General features: G+C 48.8%; 18 protein-coding genes. 11 read left to right on the forward strand and 7 right to left on the reverse strand.

All coding sequences use genetic code 11. From position 1 onward, the window contains the following. Positions 1–780: a distal tail protein Dit gene (locus tag B0G52_RS18605; protein WP_143762591.1), complete on the forward strand. Its 780-nt coding sequence runs from the start codon at positions 1–3 to the stop codon at positions 778–780. A 19-nt stretch (positions 781–799) separates the two neighbouring features. Then, positions 800–3,547 (forward strand): phage tail protein, encoded by a 2,748-nt coding sequence (locus B0G52_RS18610; protein ID WP_094046888.1) that lies wholly within the window; start codon positions 800–802, stop codon positions 3,545–3,547. On the opposite strand, the gene B0G52_RS18615 is transcribed toward B0G52_RS18610, so the two are convergent. Further along, positions 3,534–4,148 (reverse strand): stalk domain-containing protein, encoded by a 615-nt coding sequence (locus tag B0G52_RS18615; RefSeq protein WP_094046889.1) that lies wholly within the window; start codon positions 4,146–4,148, stop codon positions 3,534–3,536. The genes B0G52_RS18610 and B0G52_RS18615 overlap by 14 nt on opposite strands. A 225-nt stretch (positions 4,149–4,373) precedes the next feature. Between B0G52_RS18615 and B0G52_RS35295 the strand changes: the two genes are divergently transcribed. Beyond that, positions 4,374–5,030, forward strand: coding sequence for a hypothetical protein (locus B0G52_RS35295; RefSeq protein ID WP_143762592.1), 657 nt, complete (start codon positions 4,374–4,376; stop codon positions 5,028–5,030). Here B0G52_RS35295 and B0G52_RS18620 read toward each other — a convergent pair. Next, positions 5,027–5,626 (reverse strand): hypothetical protein, encoded by a 600-nt coding sequence (locus tag B0G52_RS18620; RefSeq protein ID WP_094046890.1) that lies wholly within the window; start codon positions 5,624–5,626, stop codon positions 5,027–5,029. The genes B0G52_RS35295 and B0G52_RS18620 overlap by 4 nt on opposite strands. Before the next feature lie 202 nt (positions 5,627–5,828). Between B0G52_RS18620 and B0G52_RS35300 the strand changes: the two genes are divergently transcribed. After that, positions 5,829–6,308, forward strand: a complete 480-nt coding sequence (locus B0G52_RS35300; protein ID WP_143762593.1) for a hypothetical protein — start codon at positions 5,829–5,831, stop codon at positions 6,306–6,308. Beyond that, positions 6,299–6,667 carry a hypothetical protein gene (locus B0G52_RS35305; protein WP_143762594.1) on the forward strand — a complete coding sequence of 123 codons (369 nt, stop codon included), beginning with the start codon at positions 6,299–6,301 and terminating at the stop codon, positions 6,665–6,667. The genes B0G52_RS35300 and B0G52_RS35305 overlap by 10 nt, the downstream gene beginning before the upstream one ends. Here B0G52_RS35305 and B0G52_RS18625 read toward each other — a convergent pair. The 3 genes from B0G52_RS18625 to B0G52_RS18635 form a co-directional block, all read right to left on the reverse strand. Next, positions 6,645–7,475 carry a stalk domain-containing protein gene (locus B0G52_RS18625; RefSeq protein ID WP_094046891.1) on the reverse strand — a complete coding sequence of 277 codons (831 nt, stop codon included), beginning with the start codon at positions 7,473–7,475 and terminating at the stop codon, positions 6,645–6,647. The genes B0G52_RS35305 and B0G52_RS18625 overlap by 23 nt on opposite strands. Before the next feature lie 284 nt (positions 7,476–7,759). Next, the gene (locus B0G52_RS18630) at positions 7,760–8,320 is read right to left on the reverse strand and encodes a stalk domain-containing protein (protein WP_094046892.1); all 561 of its coding nucleotides are present in this window, start codon (positions 8,318–8,320) and stop codon (positions 7,760–7,762) included. 290 nt (positions 8,321–8,610) lie between these two features. Next, entirely contained in the window at positions 8,611–9,243 is a 633-nt protein-coding gene (locus B0G52_RS18635; protein ID WP_094046893.1) for a stalk domain-containing protein, read from the reverse strand. A gap of 106 nt (positions 9,244–9,349) precedes the next feature. Between B0G52_RS18635 and B0G52_RS35315 the strand changes: the two genes are divergently transcribed. The 4 genes from B0G52_RS35315 to B0G52_RS18650 all read left to right on the forward strand — a co-directional run bounded on the left by B0G52_RS35315 (position 9,350) and on the right by B0G52_RS18650 (position 15,910). Beyond that, entirely contained in the window at positions 9,350–10,861 is a 1,512-nt protein-coding gene (locus tag B0G52_RS35315) for a fibronectin type III domain-containing protein (RefSeq protein WP_143762596.1), read from the forward strand. Between the two features lie 60 nt (positions 10,862–10,921). After that, complete coding sequence (locus B0G52_RS18640) at positions 10,922–13,363, forward strand: collagen-like domain-containing protein (RefSeq protein ID WP_094046894.1); 2,442 nt, start codon at positions 10,922–10,924, stop codon at positions 13,361–13,363. 1 nt (position 13,364) lies between these two features. Continuing rightward, the gene (locus B0G52_RS18645) at positions 13,365–14,135 is read left to right on the forward strand and encodes a hypothetical protein (protein WP_094046895.1); all 771 of its coding nucleotides are present in this window, start codon (positions 13,365–13,367) and stop codon (positions 14,133–14,135) included. A 530-nt stretch (positions 14,136–14,665) separates the two neighbouring features. Continuing rightward, positions 14,666–15,910, forward strand: a complete 1,245-nt coding sequence (locus B0G52_RS18650) for a molybdopterin-dependent oxidoreductase (RefSeq protein WP_094046896.1) — start codon at positions 14,666–14,668, stop codon at positions 15,908–15,910. Between the two features lie 68 nt (positions 15,911–15,978). Here B0G52_RS18650 and B0G52_RS18655 read toward each other — a convergent pair whose 3' ends face one another. Both B0G52_RS18655 and B0G52_RS18660 read right to left on the reverse strand, forming a co-directional pair. Beyond that, complete coding sequence (locus tag B0G52_RS18655; RefSeq protein WP_094046897.1) at positions 15,979–17,295, reverse strand: glutamate-1-semialdehyde 2,1-aminomutase; 1,317 nt, start codon at positions 17,293–17,295, stop codon at positions 15,979–15,981. 165 nt (positions 17,296–17,460) lie between these two features. Then, positions 17,461–18,468, reverse strand: a complete 1,008-nt coding sequence (locus B0G52_RS18660; protein ID WP_094046898.1) for an LCP family protein — start codon at positions 18,466–18,468, stop codon at positions 17,461–17,463. A gap of 112 nt (positions 18,469–18,580) precedes the next feature. On the opposite strand from B0G52_RS18660, the gene B0G52_RS18665 reads away from it, so the two are divergent. Together B0G52_RS18665 and B0G52_RS18670 are read left to right on the forward strand one after the other, a co-directional pair. Then, positions 18,581–19,669: an ABC transporter ATP-binding protein gene (locus B0G52_RS18665; protein ID WP_094046899.1), complete on the forward strand. Its 1,089-nt coding sequence runs from the start codon at positions 18,581–18,583 to the stop codon at positions 19,667–19,669. Next, the gene (locus B0G52_RS18670) at positions 19,666–20,460 is read left to right on the forward strand and encodes an ABC transporter permease (protein ID WP_094046900.1); all 795 of its coding nucleotides are present in this window, start codon (positions 19,666–19,668) and stop codon (positions 20,458–20,460) included. Before B0G52_RS18665 ends, B0G52_RS18670 begins: the two co-directional genes overlap by 4 nt. The last annotated feature ends 1 nt before the right edge of the window (position 20,461 follow it).

Consider the following 20,461-nt stretch of genomic DNA (forward strand, 5'->3'; position numbering starts at 1 on the left):
TTGACTATACGATCGAGCATGTACTTTACGTTTAACGGGCAGAGATCGGACGATTTCGGCATCGTTAACGTCAATATGGAATCTGGTATGCTAAGCGAGTCTTTTGCCGCCGGGAGATCGATCCGCAAGCAGCGGGTCAGAGGAAGGGACCGGGGTTATTTTCAGGAAATCGAGCTGGAGGAATTCAAGTTTACCGTAACGTTCGCTTGGAAAAGCGGATGGGAGAACGAGGACAAGCTCAGGGAAGTGGCCAGATGGCTGCTTTCTCCGAAGTATTACGCGCCGCTGGTGTTTGCAGATCAGCCCGACAAAATCTACTACTGCTTGTGCGTAGACAGCCCCGAATTGATTCACAATTCGTTAAAGCAGGGCTATGTTCGGCTCAATTTTGAGTGCTGCGATGCTTATGCCTATACGCCCGTCTACGAGAGGGTATTCGATCTGTCCAATAACCCCTCCGAAGGTTCGGTCATCGTGCTTGAAAATATCGGAGATGCGGAATGCAAACCGATCGTCTCGATCTATAAAGTCGGCAGCGGCGATGTCACAATTCGAAATCAGTCTAATGGAAATGCGGAAATGACCTTGGTACAGTTGGCCGGCGGGGAGACGGTCGACGTGGATTGCGAGAATCGTCTTATCAAATCCGATCTTCCGCTCACTTACCGGTACGACAATTTAAGAGGAGACTACTTGTCTCTGCCTATTTTCGACAACAGGCTGCTGATTCGAGGGCGCTGCAAGCTCAAGTTCATCTATCAATTCAAGAGGCTTCAATAAAAGGAGGTGAAAATAAACCATGATCCTGGATGCGAACGAATATATTGAACCCGAGCGCCCTCGATTATACGTGGCGACTCCAAATCGGACGATCGTCGGCGAGCTTCCCGAAGCTTACAATATCAAGTTGAACACTAAGCTCGGCAACGTTTCGACATTGAGTTTCTCTCTGCCGTATCGAATCGCTCGCTTGAACAAGCACTTGGATAACCCGAACATCAAGAAGACGAAAAATCGTTACCTGATCAAATACGTATACGGAATCGAAACGGAATGGTTTGTGATCAAATCTCCATCCGACGTAATGGAGGACACGGACCACAAGGATATTCAATGCTTCGGGCTTGCGTACGAACTAGCGGACAAAAATATCCGAAAATACGAAGCGACCAGCAAAAACGCGACGCAAATTTTATCGACCATTTTGGAATCGAGCCTATGGAAGCTTGGGACGGTTGACGCGGACTTCGACGTTATGTACCGCTCCCTGTCGTTGACGGATTCGAGTGCGCTAGATGTCGTGTTCGATGTGGCGGCTACTTTCGGCGCTTTAGTCACCTTCGATTCCGAGCAGCGGAAAATCAACCTGCTTCAATTCGACGAATACGGGATGAACAAGGGGCTGGAGATCGGTTACGGCAGCCTGTTGAAGAGCGCGACCAAGAGCGAGAGCGCTGACGAATTTTTCACTTTATTTAAGGGATTCGGCGCCAATGGGATAGGTATTCAAAGCGTAAATGTCACGGGGAGCAACTATCTGTTGGACGTTTCATATTTTATGTACCCTTTTTCCAGAGACGATCAGGGGAACGTGCTGGCTCACAGCGACTATATGAGCGATGGTTTATGTCATGCTTTGCTGGATTATCGGGAACTGCTCGATTCGAAGCGGGGCATCTATCAGGGATACCTTAGTTCGTTGCAAGCTTTGCAGGCTGCCTTAATGGAGCGTACCAATGAACTGTACGATCTGAAGAACGAGCTGGCGGTCATCGAGGACCAGATTGCTGTAGCTAACTATAACCGGCAAAGTACAGGTGCGCTTGTCGCTCAGAAAAATGCCAAGCTCTCGCAGATTGCAGCCAAAAACAATGAAATTGCCACTGTTGAGACGGGAATGTCTAATGCGAACGTTCAGATTTCCGCACTACAGCAGTCGTTTTCCCTGAGTGGAAATTTGACGGCTGCCCAGCTCGCGGAATTGAATCCGTACATCATCGAAGGCGTGTACGAAAACACGAATATCACCAGTCCCGAGCAGCTGTATGAAGTGCTGACGAAGGAGTTTGACAAGGTCAAGCAGCCGAAGATCATCGTCGAAATCAGTATGGTGAATTTGCTGGAGGTTGTTGAAGAACAGGACAAGTGGGACAAGCTCCGACTTGGAGACGTGCTGACGATTATCAATACTCATATCGGGCTGAACGTGCAGGCGAAAATCATCGAACTCAACTACGATTTCGAATCCGGCGACATCGGCATCGTGATCAGCAACGTTAAGGAGCTGTTGAGCGACGAGGAACGTTTTCTCAAGGAGTTGTACAATTCGCGAACGGCTTCGCAGAGCTTGATCAGCAACAGCGGATCATGGAATCAGGCAGCGGAGGAAGCGTCCGAGGCTCAGCAGATTCTTAACGGCGTATGGGATGCGACGGCAAGAAGCATTCAAGCCTCCGTCGACAATACCGTAACCATTGACCGTAAGGGCGTCATCGTCAGCGATCCGAATACGCCTGACGACATTCTGATTTTGCAGAAAGGGTTGCTGGCTATCAGCCGCAACGGAGGCAACACCTGGTCAACGGCGATTAATGCGAACGGGGTATTTGCTGAACGGCTTGTTGGACAGATTCTGGTCGGGACGAATCTGAGCATCAGCAACAGCAGCGGATCGGTTCAGATCAATGCCAATGGGATGACCGTAACGGATATGAGCCTTAACCTGATCAATTCCACGGTCAAATCCAAAGTGCTGATCAATCCGAACGACGGGTTCAAGGTGCAGAAAAACACCGGAACCACGGGTGCTCCGGTGTGGACGGATCAAATCTCTCTGGACAGCAACGGCAATGCCCTGTTCGGCGGTGTTCTAAGCATTGGCAGTGGCAGCACCGTGGTCAAAGCCGATGGCAGCGCCGGGCTGTGGGTCGGGGCTTCGGCTTTTATCAATGCTCCTTTTCGGGTGGAGTTGAACGGTACGGTGACCGCTAGCAAGTTTAACTTAACCGGCGGAAGCATGAATATCAATAATAGATTTATTGTGGATAGCAGCGGCAATCTTACGGCTTCCGGAAATATTACGGCTAATGCTCTTGTCGCTGGCTCATTTATTCAGGCTCCCACGATTCTTGGAGGAACGATTAATATTGGCAACGGCAAGTTTACAGTAGATAACAGCGGTAACGTTTATGCTAATAACGGAACGTTTGTGTCGGGTTCGTTTTCCGGGAACATCACCTCAAATGCCACTATCGAAGGGGGGACCCTAAGAGGTGCAACAATTGATGGTGGGAATATAAACGTTACTTCCAATGTTTCTGTTGGAAACAACCTACATGTAGGGTCGTATGATGTAGCAAATGGTAAACAAATTTGGTTCCGTACTGGCACAAATATGTCGGTAATTGGTTACGATAATAATAATGCTCAGATATATCTAAGCGCGATGCATGGCGTTAATATTAACGGTGGAAATTTGTATATAAATGATGACATAGTTGCAACTCAAAAATGGGTTCAACAAAATATTGTTGCTAAATGGGGCTAATTATATTTTTCCTTACTTGGAATTTATTTAAGTGTAGTAAGTCTTCTTTTTGTAAAAATTGGAGCAAAAAGTCTTCCGTGTAGTAGGTGCGATCATTTTTGCTATCATAGTAATCGTCAATCTTGTCTTTGGGAATATAGTCGATTCCTTTGTAGGCAATGACTGTATTACCGTCAACTACTCCTCGTGAAGCAAAAGTTTCTTTTGCTTCACGAATATACGTAGCGATTTCTCTCCACTCATACAACACTTTGCCTTCATGTGGAGAGGTTTCAGTAGCGCTACTATTCGTATTTGAATCAGGATTTCCATTGTCGGTAACTGGGCTAGGGGGCTTTGATTCAGTAACAATATTAATATCCTTACCGTTCAACTCAATCTTCCCACCGACAGCTTCGGCAGCTTTTCTTAATGGAAGATAGGTCGTGTTGTTGTAAGAGATCGCGGAAGCGTCTAACTGTTTTCCGTTGACTGAAACTTTAATATCGGGGCGAAGCTTAGCACTAATGGTCTTGATCGCTTCGGCACCGTAAGCGGAACCGGCAGTCGCACAGATAGCTCCCGCTAAGAATACAATTGCATATTTTAACGTTTGTTTCATGTCATTCATCTCCTTGATAAGAGCGTACAACTCTCATTATAGATTAGGTCATAAAAAATGGAAACATTTGTTGAGGAGGAAGTGGTGATTCCAAAGCAATGCCAACGGGATGACTGTAACGGACATGAGTTTTAACCTGATCAACTCCACGGTCAAATCCAAAGTGCTGATCAATCCGAACGACGGGTTCAAGGTGCAGAAAAACACCGGAACGTCGGGTGCTCCGTGTGGTCGGATCAAATCTCCCTGGACAGCAACGGCAATGCCTTGTTCGGTGGTGTTCTCAGCATTAGCAGTGGCAGCACCGTGGTCAAAGCCGATGGCAGCACAGGGCTGTGGGTCGGGGCTTCGGCCTTCTCTAATGCTCCTTTTCGGGTGGATTTGAATGGAAGGATAACCGCGAGCAACGTTGAGCTGAAAGGAGGCTCCATCGGCTGGGGCAACTTCAATGTTAACAGTGCGGGTGTTATCACTGCTACTGGGGCCAGCATTAGCGGTAATATTACCGCTAATGCTTTAACAGTCGGGGCGTTTATTCAGGCACCCAATATTATTGGAGGGACAATAACCGGTAACGAAATTAAAGGTGGAACGATTACTGGAACAACGATTACTGGAACAACGATCTCTTCTACTTCAGTAGTAAATGTTGCTACGGATGTAAATATCGGAAACAATTTATATATTGGCGATGGTCAGAACGTCGATAAATATATTTACTTCAAAGGATCCACAATAGGGGGAGCCAGAATACGATTTTCGCAAAGTACCGATAAACTGATATTGTTTGCACTTAACGGAGTAGAAATTCCAGCAAGAGATCTGACAATTTCGGGAAATCCTGTAGCTACAGAAGAATATGTAAGACAATACGGCTGCTAGATGGGGATGATTACTTTACCAGATAAATGATATGAGGGTACACCATTAAGATCAGTTGAAGGAAGAAACTGTAAAAGAAATTCTCTTGTATAATAGGATTTATCAGTTTCTCTATCATAGTAATAATCCACACCGTCTGTGACGAGATAGGTGTTATTGTTGTAATAAACCAATAGTTTTCCGTTTATCACATCATTCTTCATTCTGGGTCTATCTGTTGAATATAGGTGCGAATAAACTTCATTCCATTGGTGCAATACCTTGCTCTCTAGCGTATTCGTCGTTTCTGCAGACTCAGTCGAACCATTAATGGATTTCGGCTCGGCAACTCTTGATTTAGTCACAATGTTAATATCCTTGCCATTCAACTCAATCTTCCCACCGACGGCCTCAGCAGCTTTTCTTAATGGGAGATAGGTAGAGTTGTTGTAAGAGATTGCGGAAGCGTCTAACGGCGTGCCATTAATCGAAACCTTAATATCGGGACGAAGCTTCGCGCTAATGGTCTTGATCGCTTCAGCTCCGTAAGCGGAACCGGCAGTCGCACAGATAGCTCCCGCTAAGAATACAATTGCATATTTTAACGTTTGTTTCATGTCATTCATCTCCTTGATAAGAGCGTACAACTCTCATTATAGATTAGGTCATAAAAAATGGAAACATTTGAGGAGGAGGAGATTTCAATGCAAAGATGCAGAGCAACGCGAACGGCATGACTCTAAGGGGGATGAGCTTGAATCTGATTACTCCCAATGGCGGGCTCGAAGTATAAAAAATACCGGAACCACGGGCGCTCCGGTGTGGACGGATCCAATCTCCCTGGACAGCAATGGCAATGCCTTGCTCGGCGGTGTTCTCAGCATTGGAAGTGGCAGCACTGTGGTCAAAGCCGATGGCAGCACAGGGCTGTGGGTCGGGGCTTCGGTTTTCGCTAGTGCTCCTTTTCGGATGGATTTGAATGGAAGGATAACCGCGAGCAACGTTGAGCTGAAAGGAGGCTCCATCGGCTGGGGCAACTTCAATGTTAACAGTGCGGTTGTTATCACTGCTACTGGGGCCAATATTAGTGGCAATATTACGATGACAAATGGAAGCATTCAATGGACAAATATCAATAGTGATCTTGTTGCTACAACCGCCGCATCGACAGCCTATAGCGCGCTCGCAATATCATCAGCCATTGCAAATGGCACATATACTGGCGGAACATTTATAAGTGGAAGTCAAATATATTCACCGAATATTTTGGTGGAACAATTGCTATTGGTGTGGAAATAACATATTTAATTAAAGCTGATGAAAATGGTATTTATTTGGGGAGCAGTTCATTTGCCACTGCCCCGTTCAAAGTAAATTTGGCTGGTATGCTTTTTGCAACAGGAGGAACCTTCAAGGGGCCGGTTGAAGGTTTCACTGTTAAGACGAGAAATAGAAATGTTGGTGCTGCTATTGTAATGAGTTCTCGATATGGAGATATTAATATATTTGATGCAAATAACAAAAATATCCTTAGAATGCTGTATCCATCTACAGTCCTTCTGGCGCATTTAAAACTGCAGCTGGTAGATGGGATTTTACAGGAGAGGTTACGGGTACCGTGCGAAGTGGGGCTAATTATTCTGATAATTGGTTTTTAATTGAGATGAAGATTGATTCGTTCACATAAACGTGATTAGAGACTCCATAATAAAACGCAGTGCTATTTGTTGTGTGCCGATCATCTATGTTAATGATCAACTCAGGAAGCCCCTTAAAACCTAATGTTCTTAGTGAGGAGTTGTAGATAAAATCATTCGGCAAATTGTATTTGTTTCTCCCAGTCACTATCGTTATAAAGGTATCTCCGTTTATGATTAGTGCATCACTCCCTTCATAATAGTTTTTGATCACTTGAATATCTGTTTCTTTGTTTTGTTTAAGTTGCTGAGACACTGAAAGAAAGATATCTTTTCTGACATAGGTTATCGTGTCGGTGAAAGCATCGCAGCTATTTTCATATTTTTCTTGAATATGAATAAAGATATCTGTCCCATCAAAAGCAATAGTTTTCTCAACAGGATTATAGATAATAATATTTTTATTGAAACCATATTTTTGTGCGCCTTCTACCAATGTAAGATAATTTCCGTTAGTGATTTCTTTATTATTTGCTGAACTGCTCGGAGAATTAGCTTTATTTTGAGTTTCAGTCACAATATTAATATCCCTGCCATTCAACTGAATCTTCCCACCGACAGCCTCGGCAGCTTTTCTTAATGGAAGATAGGTCGTGTTATTGTAAGAGATCGCGGAAGCATCTAACTGCTTACCATTGACCGAAACCTTAATATCGGGACGAAGCTTAGCACTAATGGTCTTGATCGCCTCGGCACCGTAAGCGGAACCGGCAGTTGCGAATATAGCGCCTGCTAAGAATACAATTGCATATTTTGACGTTTGTTTCATTCCAATCATCTCCTCAATAAAGACTGATGATTTTTATGATAGATGAGAGCGTAAAATATGGAAACCAGTCTTAAGGATTCTATTCAATTAGATGGGAATAATTGTTAGTTTAAAGATCAGGGGATTTTTAATGTGGATAATACCCGATCGATTGCAAAGACGTTATCGTTAGCGATACAAACACTCTAAACGACATTCTAATTACCATTAGGAATAATCATTGAATGCCTTAATGGTACGTACTTCAAAAAGGGGCATGAAATAAGAGTGAGCTTCAACAGAAGTTATTTATCCATTTTCTCGTAAAACTCACTGATCTGCTTCAATAAACTGTCACGTATATACACGTAGTTTTTATCACCTCTGTAGGCATCGCAATTAGGTGTAAAGTGGTCTTGTACCATCACGGTAAATTCAGTGTTTGTAAAAGTAAGGGTATTTGTTTCGGAATTATAGTTTATATCTCTGATGGAGATTCCGTTTTTTTCAGCTCCCTCTCGTAGAATAGAGTAGCCATTCTGCTTTGATGTAATTTTTTCATCAGGATTGCTGCTAGTTGGGAGGGGGATTTGATTAGAAGGGGTATTAGTGACAATATTAATATCCTTACCGTTCAACTCAATCTTCCCACCGACAGCTTCGGCAGCTTTTCTTAATGGAAGATAGGTTGTGTTGTTATAAGAGATCGCAGAAGCATCTAACTGTTTGCCATTGACCGAAACCTTAATATCGGGACGAAGTTTCGCGCTAATGGTCTTGATCGCTTCAGCTCCGTAAGCGGAACCGGCAGTCGCACAGATAGCTCCCGCTAAGAATACAATTGCATATTTTAACGTTTGTTTCATGTCATTCATCTCCTTGATAAGAGCGCACAACTCTCATTATAGATTAGGTCATAAAAAATGGAAACATTTGAGGAGGAGGAGATTTCAATGCAAAGATGCAGAGCAACGCGAACGGCATGACTCTAAGGGGGATGAGCTTGAATCTGATTACTCCCAATGGCGGGCTCGAAGTATAAAAAATACCGGAACCACGGGCGTTCCGGTGTGGACGGATGAAATCTTCTTAGACAGCAACAGCAATGCCTTATTCGGCGGTGTCCGCAGCGTTCAATTGTGGGTTCTTGAAAATACTACGGCAAGATGGGGGTAATTTTCTTGTTTTTGATATTCACATTGTAACTTGCAATTCCGTCCAAATCGGATTGTGACAAAAACTGCAGTAAGAATTCTCTTGTGAAATAAAGCCTATCGTTTTGAGAGTCATAGTAGTAATCCGTATACCGTGTAGCGATATAATCAACACCATTGTAAACCACTGTATTCTGACCGTTCTTTACTGTGACTATCCATATGGGTTTATTAAGACCATTAAATTTATTATATGTTTCGTTGTTTTCATACAAGACCTTACCCTCAATAGGATAGGTTTCTTCCAATTGTTCATTACCAGGTGTTCCTGTAGTCGATCCTGTGGAACTCGTTCCTGTTTCTATTGGACTTGATTTAGTCACAATGTTAATATCCTTGCCATTCAACTCAATCTTCCCACCGACGGCCTCAGCAGCTTTTCTTAATGGGAGATAGGTAGAGTTGTTGTAAGAGATTGCGGAAGCGTCTAACTGCTTACCATTGACCGAAACCTTAATATCGGGACGAAGTTTCGCGCTAATGGTCTTGATCGCTTCAGCTCCGTAAGCGGAACCAGCAGTCGCACAGATAGCGCCTGCTAAGAATACAATTGCATATTTTAACATTTGTTTCATTTCCATCATCTCCTTAATAAAGGCTGATGATTTTTATTATAGATGAGAACGTAAAATATGGAAATCAGCATAAAGAACTCTATCAATTTAGAAGGAGGAGATTTTTGTGGCCATTTTTAACTGTTCTCCTGCGAGCGAGACTACGGTTACGTGGTCTATTTCCGGATTAAGCAATCCATGGCGCACTCAGTATTATCAAGCCGCCTATTTGTCGACGTCATCTGCCCCCAATACTACGACTGCACCGTCGGGAATATTGAATACTCAATTTGCTCCTGGATCTGGAAGTATTCTTTCAACACCGTCTGTATCGACAAGCGGTTTCAATGCCTTCTCGGCAGGGAACACGTATAGGCTGTACGGGACGGTTAGGAATGCAAGCGGGAGTTATACGAATGTCGGTTCCGTAACAGTAACTATGCCATCTGATACTACACCGCCCAGTACAAATGGTTTTTTCTCTATCACTTCTATTACAGAGACAAGTATTACAATATTTGCTGATGGAGCCACAGATACGGGGTCGGGAGTTGCGGGATATAGAGTCTACTATCAGTTGGGATCAACATCGACTCCATCGAATCACCATACGACGATTTATGGAAGAAGCGGCTATGCAACAATATCCGGTCTATCCCCCGGGACATTGTATACAGTCGGAACAAAAGCATTCGATAATGCCGAAAACTATCGAAGTGATTTCACTTATGGCGAGGTTACGACATTGACTGCGGTTCCAACTGCGCCAACCGTTTTAAACCGAATTAATGGTGGCTTTGATATCCAATGGGGTTCAGTGCCTGGTGCGACTGACTATCAACTTGACTTCAAGCAAACTGTGAATCAGGCATGGCAATCCACGACTACGTCCTTAACCTGGACGACTCTTAATCTGGGCCAATGGGGGATTCAGTACGACTTTCGTGTCAGAGCCAGTAAAAATAATCGTTCGACATGGGGGGGATACTCTGGTACGAACAGAGCGACAACAAACCCGAGACCCCCAACGCTTTCGGGCAATTATACGAATGGTACTGCAACTCTTACGGTTTCTGTAGCAAGTGGGAACTTTTCTGTCTTAGTTGTTGACCGATACTTAAGAGCGAATAACGCGCTTGTAGATTCGAAGACGACCAGTCTAAACGGCGGAAGCGTATCATGGACGATTACCAACGGAATACAACAATACTATTTTAGGGCGCAGTCAAGACTCGATGTGAACAACACATCTTTATATAGCATCGGCTCATCGAATACTGTGCAATTTGATCGGCCAGCACCTTTTGAATGGACATATTCAGGACGCAGTTTAAGTCCTCCATTTGTTCTGGTACCCGGCAAGGTGAAAAATCAGAATCTTGGCTTCTATGCCAACGCCGAGGAATGGAACGGGCTGATCCAGAAAGTTCTCGCTTTTCGAACTTACAAAGGAATAGGCGCATTCAGTTATAACTCTGCCGTATCGGGGCAGCAACCGAGAGCGGTACAATTCAATCAAGTTCGAAATGCTATCGCTGCTATGAATACTGTTGGCTTGCCCGGCCCCAAAAATCCTGGGGACACGATCACAGCCAAGGATTTCAACGATATAGTCGCTTGTTTAAATGCAATTCAATAACACACGGGTTGAGGACTCATCAGTTGAGTTCTTTTTTTATTATCCTAAGGAGGGTTTACAATGCCATCATTCGATTATGATTTGAGCACAATTACCAAGTACAGAGCGGGTACGCCAGAAGATCCTTATATTCCAATTACAGAGTCCAGAAAAGTGGATAATAACCACGTTGTTCTTGCTGAAATTCCAGTTCGCTTAAATGGTGTGACTATTACTGATTACTTCGAGTGTAAGGAAATGCCTGAAACCGGATTGCCGTCGGCAGGCTTTATTGTGGATTACAACGAGGGAATCGTCACTTTTGCGCCTGAGCAAGAGGGAAATACGGTAGCGATTACGTATGTGGGCCGCGGAAATCACTTTGTGAGCATTAAGCGGATTTGGACGAAAAGAAATGGCGACGATGTCGTTGAAACTCTGGAGGACGTTATTGAGAAGGGTGAAGTGGCAATTGGTCATTTGGAGGAAATCGATCAAGCTCTGAGCGATGCGCAAGTTGCCATTCAAGCAGCTAACGAAGCCGTTCAAGAAGCCAATGATGTCAGCGACTCTATTCAGCAGGCCGAAAGTATTCGACAGGCAAATGAGTTGGCCCGCGAAGCGCATAAAAATTCTTGGTCTTTCAAGGGGCAATATAATCCTGCCGCATCCTATGAAATCAATAATCAGGTTTATCTTGATGGCTCTGTCTATATTGCGATTCAAAGTTCCGTAAATAAGTTGCCTAATCAGGAGCCTGCCTACTGGAGTCTGTTCGCACAGAAGGGCGATCAAGGTATTCAGGGTGAGAAAGGCGAAAAGGGTGACAAAGGCGACCAAGGTATCCAGGGCGAGAAAGGAGACAAGGGTGATCAGGGAGAGCAAGGTATTCAAGGCGAGAAAGGAGATAAGGGAGACACAGGCGAACAAGGCATTCAAGGGGCGAAAGGAGATAAAGGAGATCGAGGAGAACAGGGTATCCAAGGTGAAAAGGGTGATAAGGGAGACCCTGGGGAACAGGGCGTTCAAGGTTTAACAGGAGAAAAGGGCGACAAAGGAGATAAAGGCGATCAGGGAGAGCAAGGTGTCCAAGGAGAGCAAGGGATTCAAGGGATCCAGGGCATCCAAGGAGAGCAAGGAATTCAAGGAGAAAAGGGAGATCAAGGGGAAAAGGGCGACAAAGGCGAAACAGGAGATAAAGGAGATAAAGGCGACGATGTAAAGTGGAGAGGGGCTTATCAAGCTGCGATAACCTACGCTCCAAGGGACATTGTTGAATTTAACGGTTCTTCCTACATTAACATTCTTGAATCAACGGGCCATGCACCGACAAATACAACGTATTGGGACTTGTTCGCACGTCGTGGAGTAGATGGTGCGGGCAGTTTGTCTGAAGTGCTATCTACTAACAACGATTTAGTCGTTATTAATCCTACTACTAATGCCGATATTTCGATTTCTCCTGTACTTAAAGCTGAATGGAGCGGTAAACAGGATGCCCTGGGGTATACCCCTGAAGATGCTGCCAATAAAAATCAACCCGGAGGTTACGCTGGTCTCGGCAATGACGGGAAAGTTTTGCCTGAACAGTTGCCTGTTATCGAGGATGTCTCTTGGGAGAATCTGAGCGGAAAGCCAACAACGTTATCTGGTTACGGCATTACTGATGCTGTACCTTCAAGTCATATCGGTTCTGGTGGAGATGCCCATGCCCTAGTATCACAATCGGTTGCTGGATTTATTTCTGCCGAAGATAAGACCAAGTTGGATGGAATTGAAGCAGGGGCGAATAACTATGTTCATCCTGAAAGCCATCTTGCATCTATTATTGTTCAAGATTCTGAGAATAGGTTTGTGACTGATGCAGAGAAAGCAGGTTGGGATGCTAAAGAGGATGCACTTGGGTTTGTACCAGAAGATTCAGCTAACAAAGGGGTTCCTAATGGATATGCAAGTTTAGATAGTGGAGGGTTTATCATGCAATCACAAATTCCGTCTATAACTACAGACGCGAATATCATCGGAGATAATGTGGGGCTTGCGAAAGAAGCACAACTTCCGACCACATTGGAAGATAATAACTTGCGAGTACAGGTGATGACAGAAGTCGAGGTAAAAAATGACGCAGGATCTCCATTAGCAGTTACTGGTTCGGTATCGGTTTCGAACCCGATTACTATTGGTGCACCGGTCGCCATTATGGGCGACATTGAGATTAAGAATGAGAATGGGCCACCCCTGAGAGTTACCGAGGTCGGAGTCGGAATGGATACGGTCACTTCAACTATGAATCTGATCACTACTCCTATTCTTTATACGTACGTTCCCAACATTGATAATGGATACTATGACCTTCAGGCTGATCCAAGTAATACTTCAAATGTTCTCATTGGACATAATAGCAGTTCGTGTTTTTTCGCTCTAGTACCCGGACAAGTGTACACGTGGAGAGGATCAAGATTCTACGCACGTATGGCATCAGGGACAGGGAAAATCAATGCGAACATAGTGAGGGTGCTATAATATGATTACCAATAATACGATTCCGCCGCAGGGGAATGCGACCCCCGCTGACGTTGTTGAGGGAAAAACATTTCAGAGTGCAGGAAGTTTCGGGAAAAAGACTGGAACAATGCAAAACTTCAGTAATAGTAGTGAAAGAGTGGACCTAGATAGGGTATTGGGAGAACCCGGAGCCATTGAATTCAATCCGCGAATATGGGACCCGTTCGTATCGAACGGGAGTACCACTTTCAGGGCGGAGGATAGCAACTTTATTCAACAAAATATCAGATCGGGCGTGACAGTATTTGGACTACCGGGACACTATACGGGCGGCGGAGGGGGGACGGCAAAAAAGAAAGTCGTCAATGTGACGCTGCAAAGGGAAGCTTATAGCGAAAATTATTACCGTTATAACTTCTTTTATCAGAATCCAAACATGACAACTTTCTTAGACGCATATCTGAAAATTCAGTGGCCGTTGATTCAAGCTTTTGCTCCGGCCGGACTTGAAGTCGAGACAGTATTGTGTGAATCGATCATACAGATATTGGCGAGTTCTTCCTTGGATCAGATCGAGCCTGAACAAACTAATCTGACGATTCAAGGGCCGGGAGGGGCGATGGATACGTTCACGGTGTATACCGAAACGCAGTACACGCCGCAGCATGGAACCTTCGCCACGAGGATCGATATGTACAAAACCGACACGATATTGGGCGCGTTCTTCAACGAAATTATGGAAGAGGAATTAAATGCGAAACTGTATGTGTATGGCGTATTTAATGAATAAGAAGAAGCGACGTTATCCCTCCATTTTTATTAGCTAATTTGTCAACGTAGACACTGTTTATAAAGAGAGAGCAGATCTTTAATTGCTCTCTCTTTTTTATCTTAAAAAGGTTGGTGCATAGAATGTACGATTTTTCATTTAAGTTTTTGGCAAACAGGGATTGGACGTGGCTCTTTACTCTTTCTGGATTTGGGGGCGCAATTTTCACAGACAGGATCAACAAAGTCGTATTCATCGATACGAGATGAACCAGGGACAGCTTACGGCCGTGCTGGATGAGTGTTTGCTGGCGGACGAGAAATTGGAAATGGACGGGTCCTCACTACGCGACCGCTCCCTTAACAGGACAACTGTGCAGATGTAGGAGCAGTTCCAGGCATAAAGCAGATCCAGGGTCGATTCCAAGCTCCGCCAAAGGTATACTAGAAGCAACAGGACTGTGCGGTATCGAGCTGACTTGGGGAATTCCGGATTCTAATCTTCCGCAAGCCCCGCTGGCTCCCGAGATGCGAAGCAGGAGGAGATGCCTCATGAACGGACTGCTGCGGAGGCTGCGTCAAGGCTATGGCAAGAAGCTGGCCGCCATCCATTTCTGGAACGGTTGGATCGTTGTGCTGCTCTCCCTATCGGGACTGATCCTGCTGGGCGGGTATTGGCGAGGCGTGCTCGGAGAGGGGCGCGTATGGCTCAAGTGGTTCCATGTGATCGTCGGTATTGCGTCGGTTCTGCCGATCGCTTATTATCTGGCGCTCGCGGGCAAGCATTGGAAGCAGCTGAGAGGGAAGCCGTGGCAGAGGTTTAACGTGTACGTCGTGCTCGGATTTTTGTTCGGGTGGCTGCTGTCCGGTGTTCTGCTGTGGCAGTTCAAGCTTGTCGGACCCAGAGTCTCGAACGCGGCTCTCGTCGCCCACGACGCACTGACGTGGATCGGTCTGCCATACATCATCTACCATTCCCTCACACGGGTTAAGTGGTTGAAAGATCCCGCGCGCCGGACGGTGAAGGTGAAGCCGGCGGAAAAAGAGGCTGAGGCCCTTCATCCTGCGGCCCCTCAACCGCTCTATACGCGCAAGGAGTTTATTCGCGGCGCGATCGGCGTCGGTTTGGCCGTCACGGTAGGGCCGTCGTTTCTGAAGTGGATCGGGGACTCGCTCGGCCAGGCAGGGGGCGGCGGGAGTCTGGAACGGCTGATCGAGAAAGACGCCAACCGGCTGCTGCCTCCGCCTCAGCCGCTTCCCGCGTCGTCTCCTCCGGCAGGAGGAGGGGCGAGAGGGAATTTTCGCGTCTATACGGTTACGCCGATTCCCTCGTTCGACAACTCGAACTGGTCGCTTCGTATCGACGGCCTCGTGGACAAACCGATGGAGTGGACTTGGGAGACGTTCGTGAAGCTGAAGAGGTCGGTCCAGGTGAGCGACTTCCACTGCGTGACGGGCTGGTCGGTGTACGATAATACATGGGAAGGCATTCCCGTCAAAACGATGCTTGAGATGACCGGCGTGAAGAAGCAGGCGACGTCCGCGATTTTCTATTCCGGCGACGGCGTCTATACGAGCGGCATTACGCTGGAGCAGTTGGCCAAGGACGATGCCATGATCGCCGTTCTGCACGACGGCAAGCCGATTCCGAGCGATCTGGGCGGTCCGGTCAGACTGATCATGCCGAAGATGTATGCCTACAAGTCGGTGAAGTGGTTGAACCGGATCGAGCTGATCGAGGGAGAGCATATCGGCTACTGGGAACAACGAGGATACGCGAATGAGGCTTGGGTGTAGAGACCGAGGCAACAAATAAACAAGCAAGCCCCCGGGTCAAAGTTCGATTCCGGGGGCTTGCTTGTATCTTATCCGCGAGCCATTTCGCGGAACGATTCTTCCGCGGCCGTTAAGGTTGCGTCAATGTCGGCGTCGGAGTGCGCGGTCGTCAGGAACCAGGCCTCGTACTTGGACGGGGCGAGGTAGACGCCGCGTTCCAGCATGAGCCGGAAGAAGCGGCCGAACCGTTCGCCGTCGGACAATTGCGCCTCCTCGTAGTTCGTGACCGGCCCGGCGCAGAAGTGCGTCGAGAACGCCCCTGCGATCCGGTTAACCGTCAGCGCAACTCCGTGCCTATCCGCCGAAGCTTGCAGCCCGTCGCACAGCCGCGAGGCCTGCGCTTCCATGCGCGCGTAGACGCCCGGCTCGCGCAGCGCCTCCAGGCAGGCCAAGCCCGCCAGCACCGAAGCCGGGTTGCCGGCCATCGTACCCGCCTGGTATGCGGGGCCTAGCGGCGCGATCATCTCCATCAGATCGGCGCGTCCGCCGTAGGCGCCGATCGGCAGGCCTCCGCCGATGATTTTGCCGAGGGCGGTCAGATCCGGCCGGATCGCCTCCTGATCGGCGAACGCCGAGAACGTCTGGGCCGAGCCGTAGTGGAACCGGAACGCGCTGATGACCTCGTCGTAGATGACGAGAGCACCGGCGTCCCGGGCCATCTTGCACAGCCCCTCCAGGAAGCCTGGCTTCGGCATGACCATGCCGAAGTTGCCGACGATCGGCTCGACCATGACCGCGGCCACCTGGTCTCCCCAATGCTCCAGCGCCGCGCGCAGCCCGTCCAGCTCGTTGAACGGCACGGTAATGACCTCGCTCGCGATGCTGGGCGGAATGCCCGCGCTGTCGGGAATGCCGAGCGTCGACGGGCCGGAGCCGGCGGCGACGAGCACCAGATCGGCATGGCCGTGGTAGCAGCCGGCGAACTTGATAATTTTGTTGCGGCCGGTGAACGCCCGAGCGACGCGGATCGTCGTCATGACCGCCTCCGTGCCGGAGTTGACGAAGCGCACCTTGTCCATCGACGGGATCGCGGCCTTCAAAACTTCCGCAAGCCGAATCTCGTGCTCCGTCGCCGTGCCGTAGAGCGTGCCGTTATGCGCCGCCCGGACGATCGCTTCGGTCACCTTGGGGTGAGCATGTCCCGTAATGATCGGACCGAACGCCGCCAAGTAATCGATGTATCGGTTGCCGTCGACATCCCAGAAATAAGCGCCCTCCGCGCGTTCCATGAACACGGGGGCGCCTCCTCCGACGGCTTTGAAAGAACGGGAGGGGCTGTTGACCCCTCCCACGATATGACGCTGAGCTTCCTCGTACAATTGCGCCGAACGTACTCGCTGATTCATTTTTCTCCAACCCTCCACTTGCGAATGAGCTGTCTCATAAGTAAACCGGGGCGTACCGAACAATTATCGATAGGCGAATGGTAATGGGCATCTATTTCCTTGTTCCGTTGAGATCGTCTTAGCCGACCCTCGTCCCCGACGTCCCCCCAAGCCTGCCCCTACAGGCTACTGAGCCGCCGCCGCGCTCGAAGAAGCGCTCGGCTCCGGAGTTTCCGGAACCGTATCGTCCGCAACCAGCACTTCCTGCACGTATTCCTTCAGCTTGTCGCGGTCCCGCACTCCCAGCATGGCCGAGCCGCCCACGTTTTCGTCGAAGACGAGGTCCATTGGAGGAATTTGCGCGGAGCCGGCCTGATGCGAATTGTACCCCAGGCTGGCCAGCTTCAGCATGTCGTTCGAGGACATGTTCGTCTCGATGTACGGAACGACCTCGCTCAGAATGTCCGGCAGCTTGATCAGGTTCCAGCCGTTCTTCAGCTTGGCCGCCACGGCCTTCAGGAACTCGCGCTGGCGCTCGGTCCGGGTGAAGTCGGACAGCTTGTCGTGCCGGAAGCGCACGTACTGGAGAGCCTTCTCGCCGTCCAGATGCTGCTGTCCCTTCTTCAGGTCGATATCGTACCGGTTGCCGTCCGCATTGTCCGTCCACTTCATGTCCTTTTCGACGTAGAAATCGACTCCGCCCAGCGCGTCCACCAGCTTGATGAATCCCTGGAAATCGGCATAAACATAATATTGGATATCCAGTCCCATCAGGTTGCCGATCGTCTTCATCGCCAGATCCGGACCGCCCAGCGTAATAGCCGTATTGGCGCGGTTGTCCTTGTAGCCGGGAATTTCCACGCGGGTGTCGCGCAGCACCGAGAACAGATGGATCTTCTTCGTCACGGGATCGAAGGAAACGACCAGCATCGTATCCGAACGAGCGACCTCGTTGTCTCTCAAGCCGCGATCGTCGCCGCCCATCAGCAGCACGTTGACGCGTTCCGAGCCTTCCCATTCCGGAGGCTGGTACTCCGGTTTCTCTTCGAATTGGCCGAATCGAGACTCTTCCTTCGGCTTCTGAGCCTTATCGATCTCGTTGACGCTTGCCCATACCCACCAGCCGACCGCGCACAAAAAAATAAAAGCCAGCCCCAGTATGGAAAACAGCGTGATCTTCCACTTCTTCTTCATTCCGATAGTCCTCTCAGTTGGCAGTATGTTAAAATTATAAAGTTTCAGTTAAGGCATACGCAAGTTCATGTAAAAATCCTAATGAACTCGACTTGACCACAGGAGGTTCATCATGTTAGCGATAGACGTGCATCAGCTGCGCAAGCAGTTCAAAGTTCAGAAAAACCGCGAAGGTCTCAAAGGGGCGTTCAAGGATCTGTTCAAGCGGGAGCATACCGAAGTGACTGCGGTCAAAGATATCAGCTTCCAGATTCCCCAAGGCGAAATCTGCGGCTATATCGGCGAGAACGGAGCGGGCAAATCGACGACGATCAAGATGCTCACCGGCATTCTCGTGCCAACCTCGGGCAAGCTGCTCGTGAACGGCTTCGTTCCGCACAAAGAGCGGGAGAAGTTCGTGCAGGGCATCGGCGTCGTGTTCGGACAGAGAAGCCAGCTTTGGTGGGACATCGGGGTCATCGAATCGTTCAGGCTGCTGAGAAAAGTGTACCGGGTGGACGAGACGGATTTCCGCAGAAGGCTCGACGAGCTGGTGGAGACGCTGCAACTGCAGGAGCTGCTCAACCGACCGGTCCGCAAGCTGAGCCTGGGGCAGCGGATGCGCTGCGAGCTGGTGGCGGCGCTGCTGCACAATCCTTCGATTCTGTTTCTGGACGAGCCGACGATCGGCCTGGACATCGTCGTCAAGACCGAGATCCGCGAGTTCCTGAAGAGGCTTAACCGCGAGCAGGGGACGACGATTCTGCTGACGACACACGACCTGCAGGACATCGAGGCGTTATGTTCGCGCGTCATTATGCTGGACGACGGACGGATCATCTACGACGGAGGGTTGGAGGAACTGAAGTCCCGTTGGGGCAAAGGGCGCGAGGTGCAGTTTCAGTTCACCGACCCGGTGACGCTGGCGAAGGTGTCCGAGCTGACCGGGGAGCTCGAAGTTCGCTGGTCGCTGGACAACGACTTGACGGCCAAGGTGTGGATTCCCCGTGAGATGAACGTCTCCGAGGTGCTGTCCCGAGTCGTTGGCCGGCTCGACATTAGCGATATCAAAATTTTCGAGACGAATACCGATGAGATCGTGCGCGAGATTTACCAGTCGGGCAGCGCCGAGGCGCCGCGCGACTTGTCGGCCCTGACCCTCGGGGATGACCCCGATGCCTCCGAGAAGGAGCCGGTTCAAGCGGGGGCGGCCAAACCATGATGAGCATGTACTTGGACTTCGTCCGCATCCGGTTTCTGATGATGCTCGCTTACCGGGTCAATTATTACAGCGGCATCGTCATCTACGCGATCAATATCGGGGCTTATTATTTTCTGTGGAAGGCGATTTTCGGCGAGGCGGAGACGCTTCAAGGGTTCACCGTCATCCAGATGTCCACTTACGTGGCCGTATCGTGGATGGCGCGGGCGTTCTATTTCAACAACCTGGACCGGGAAATCTCGAATGAAATCGTCGATGGCAGCGTGGCGATCCAGATTATCCGGCCATACTCCTATTTGCTCGTGAAAATGATGCAGGGCTTCGGCGAAGGGCTGTTCCGCCTGCTGCTGTTCATGATTCCGGGGATGATCGTCGTTTCGTTTATTTTTCCGCTGGAGCTGCCGACCGACCCGATGCAGTGGATCGTTTTCTTCGTGATGATCTGGTTCAGCTTTCTGATCAATACGCAGTTGAACCTGCTGACGGGCCTGGGCGCGTTCTTCTTCGAGAACAATCAGGGCATCATGTCGATGAAAAGAATTATGGTGGACTTGCTGTCCGGCGTCGTCGTTCCGATCGCTTTTTTCCCGGGATGGGCGATATCGATTATGAATTGGCTGCCGTTCCAGGCAATTACGTATTTGCCGGGCTCGGTGTTCACAGGACGCATTCAGGGGGCCGACGTGTGGAACGCGCTGCTCGTGCAGGTCGCGTGGACGGTCGTGCTGATTGTACCGATTCTACTCGTATGGCGCGTGGCGCGGCGACGGTTGTTCGTGCAAGGGGGGTGAG

This window comes from Cohnella sp. SGD-V74 (assembly GCF_003001675.1).
Taxonomy (GTDB): Bacteria; Bacillota; Bacilli; order Paenibacillales; family Paenibacillaceae; genus Cohnella.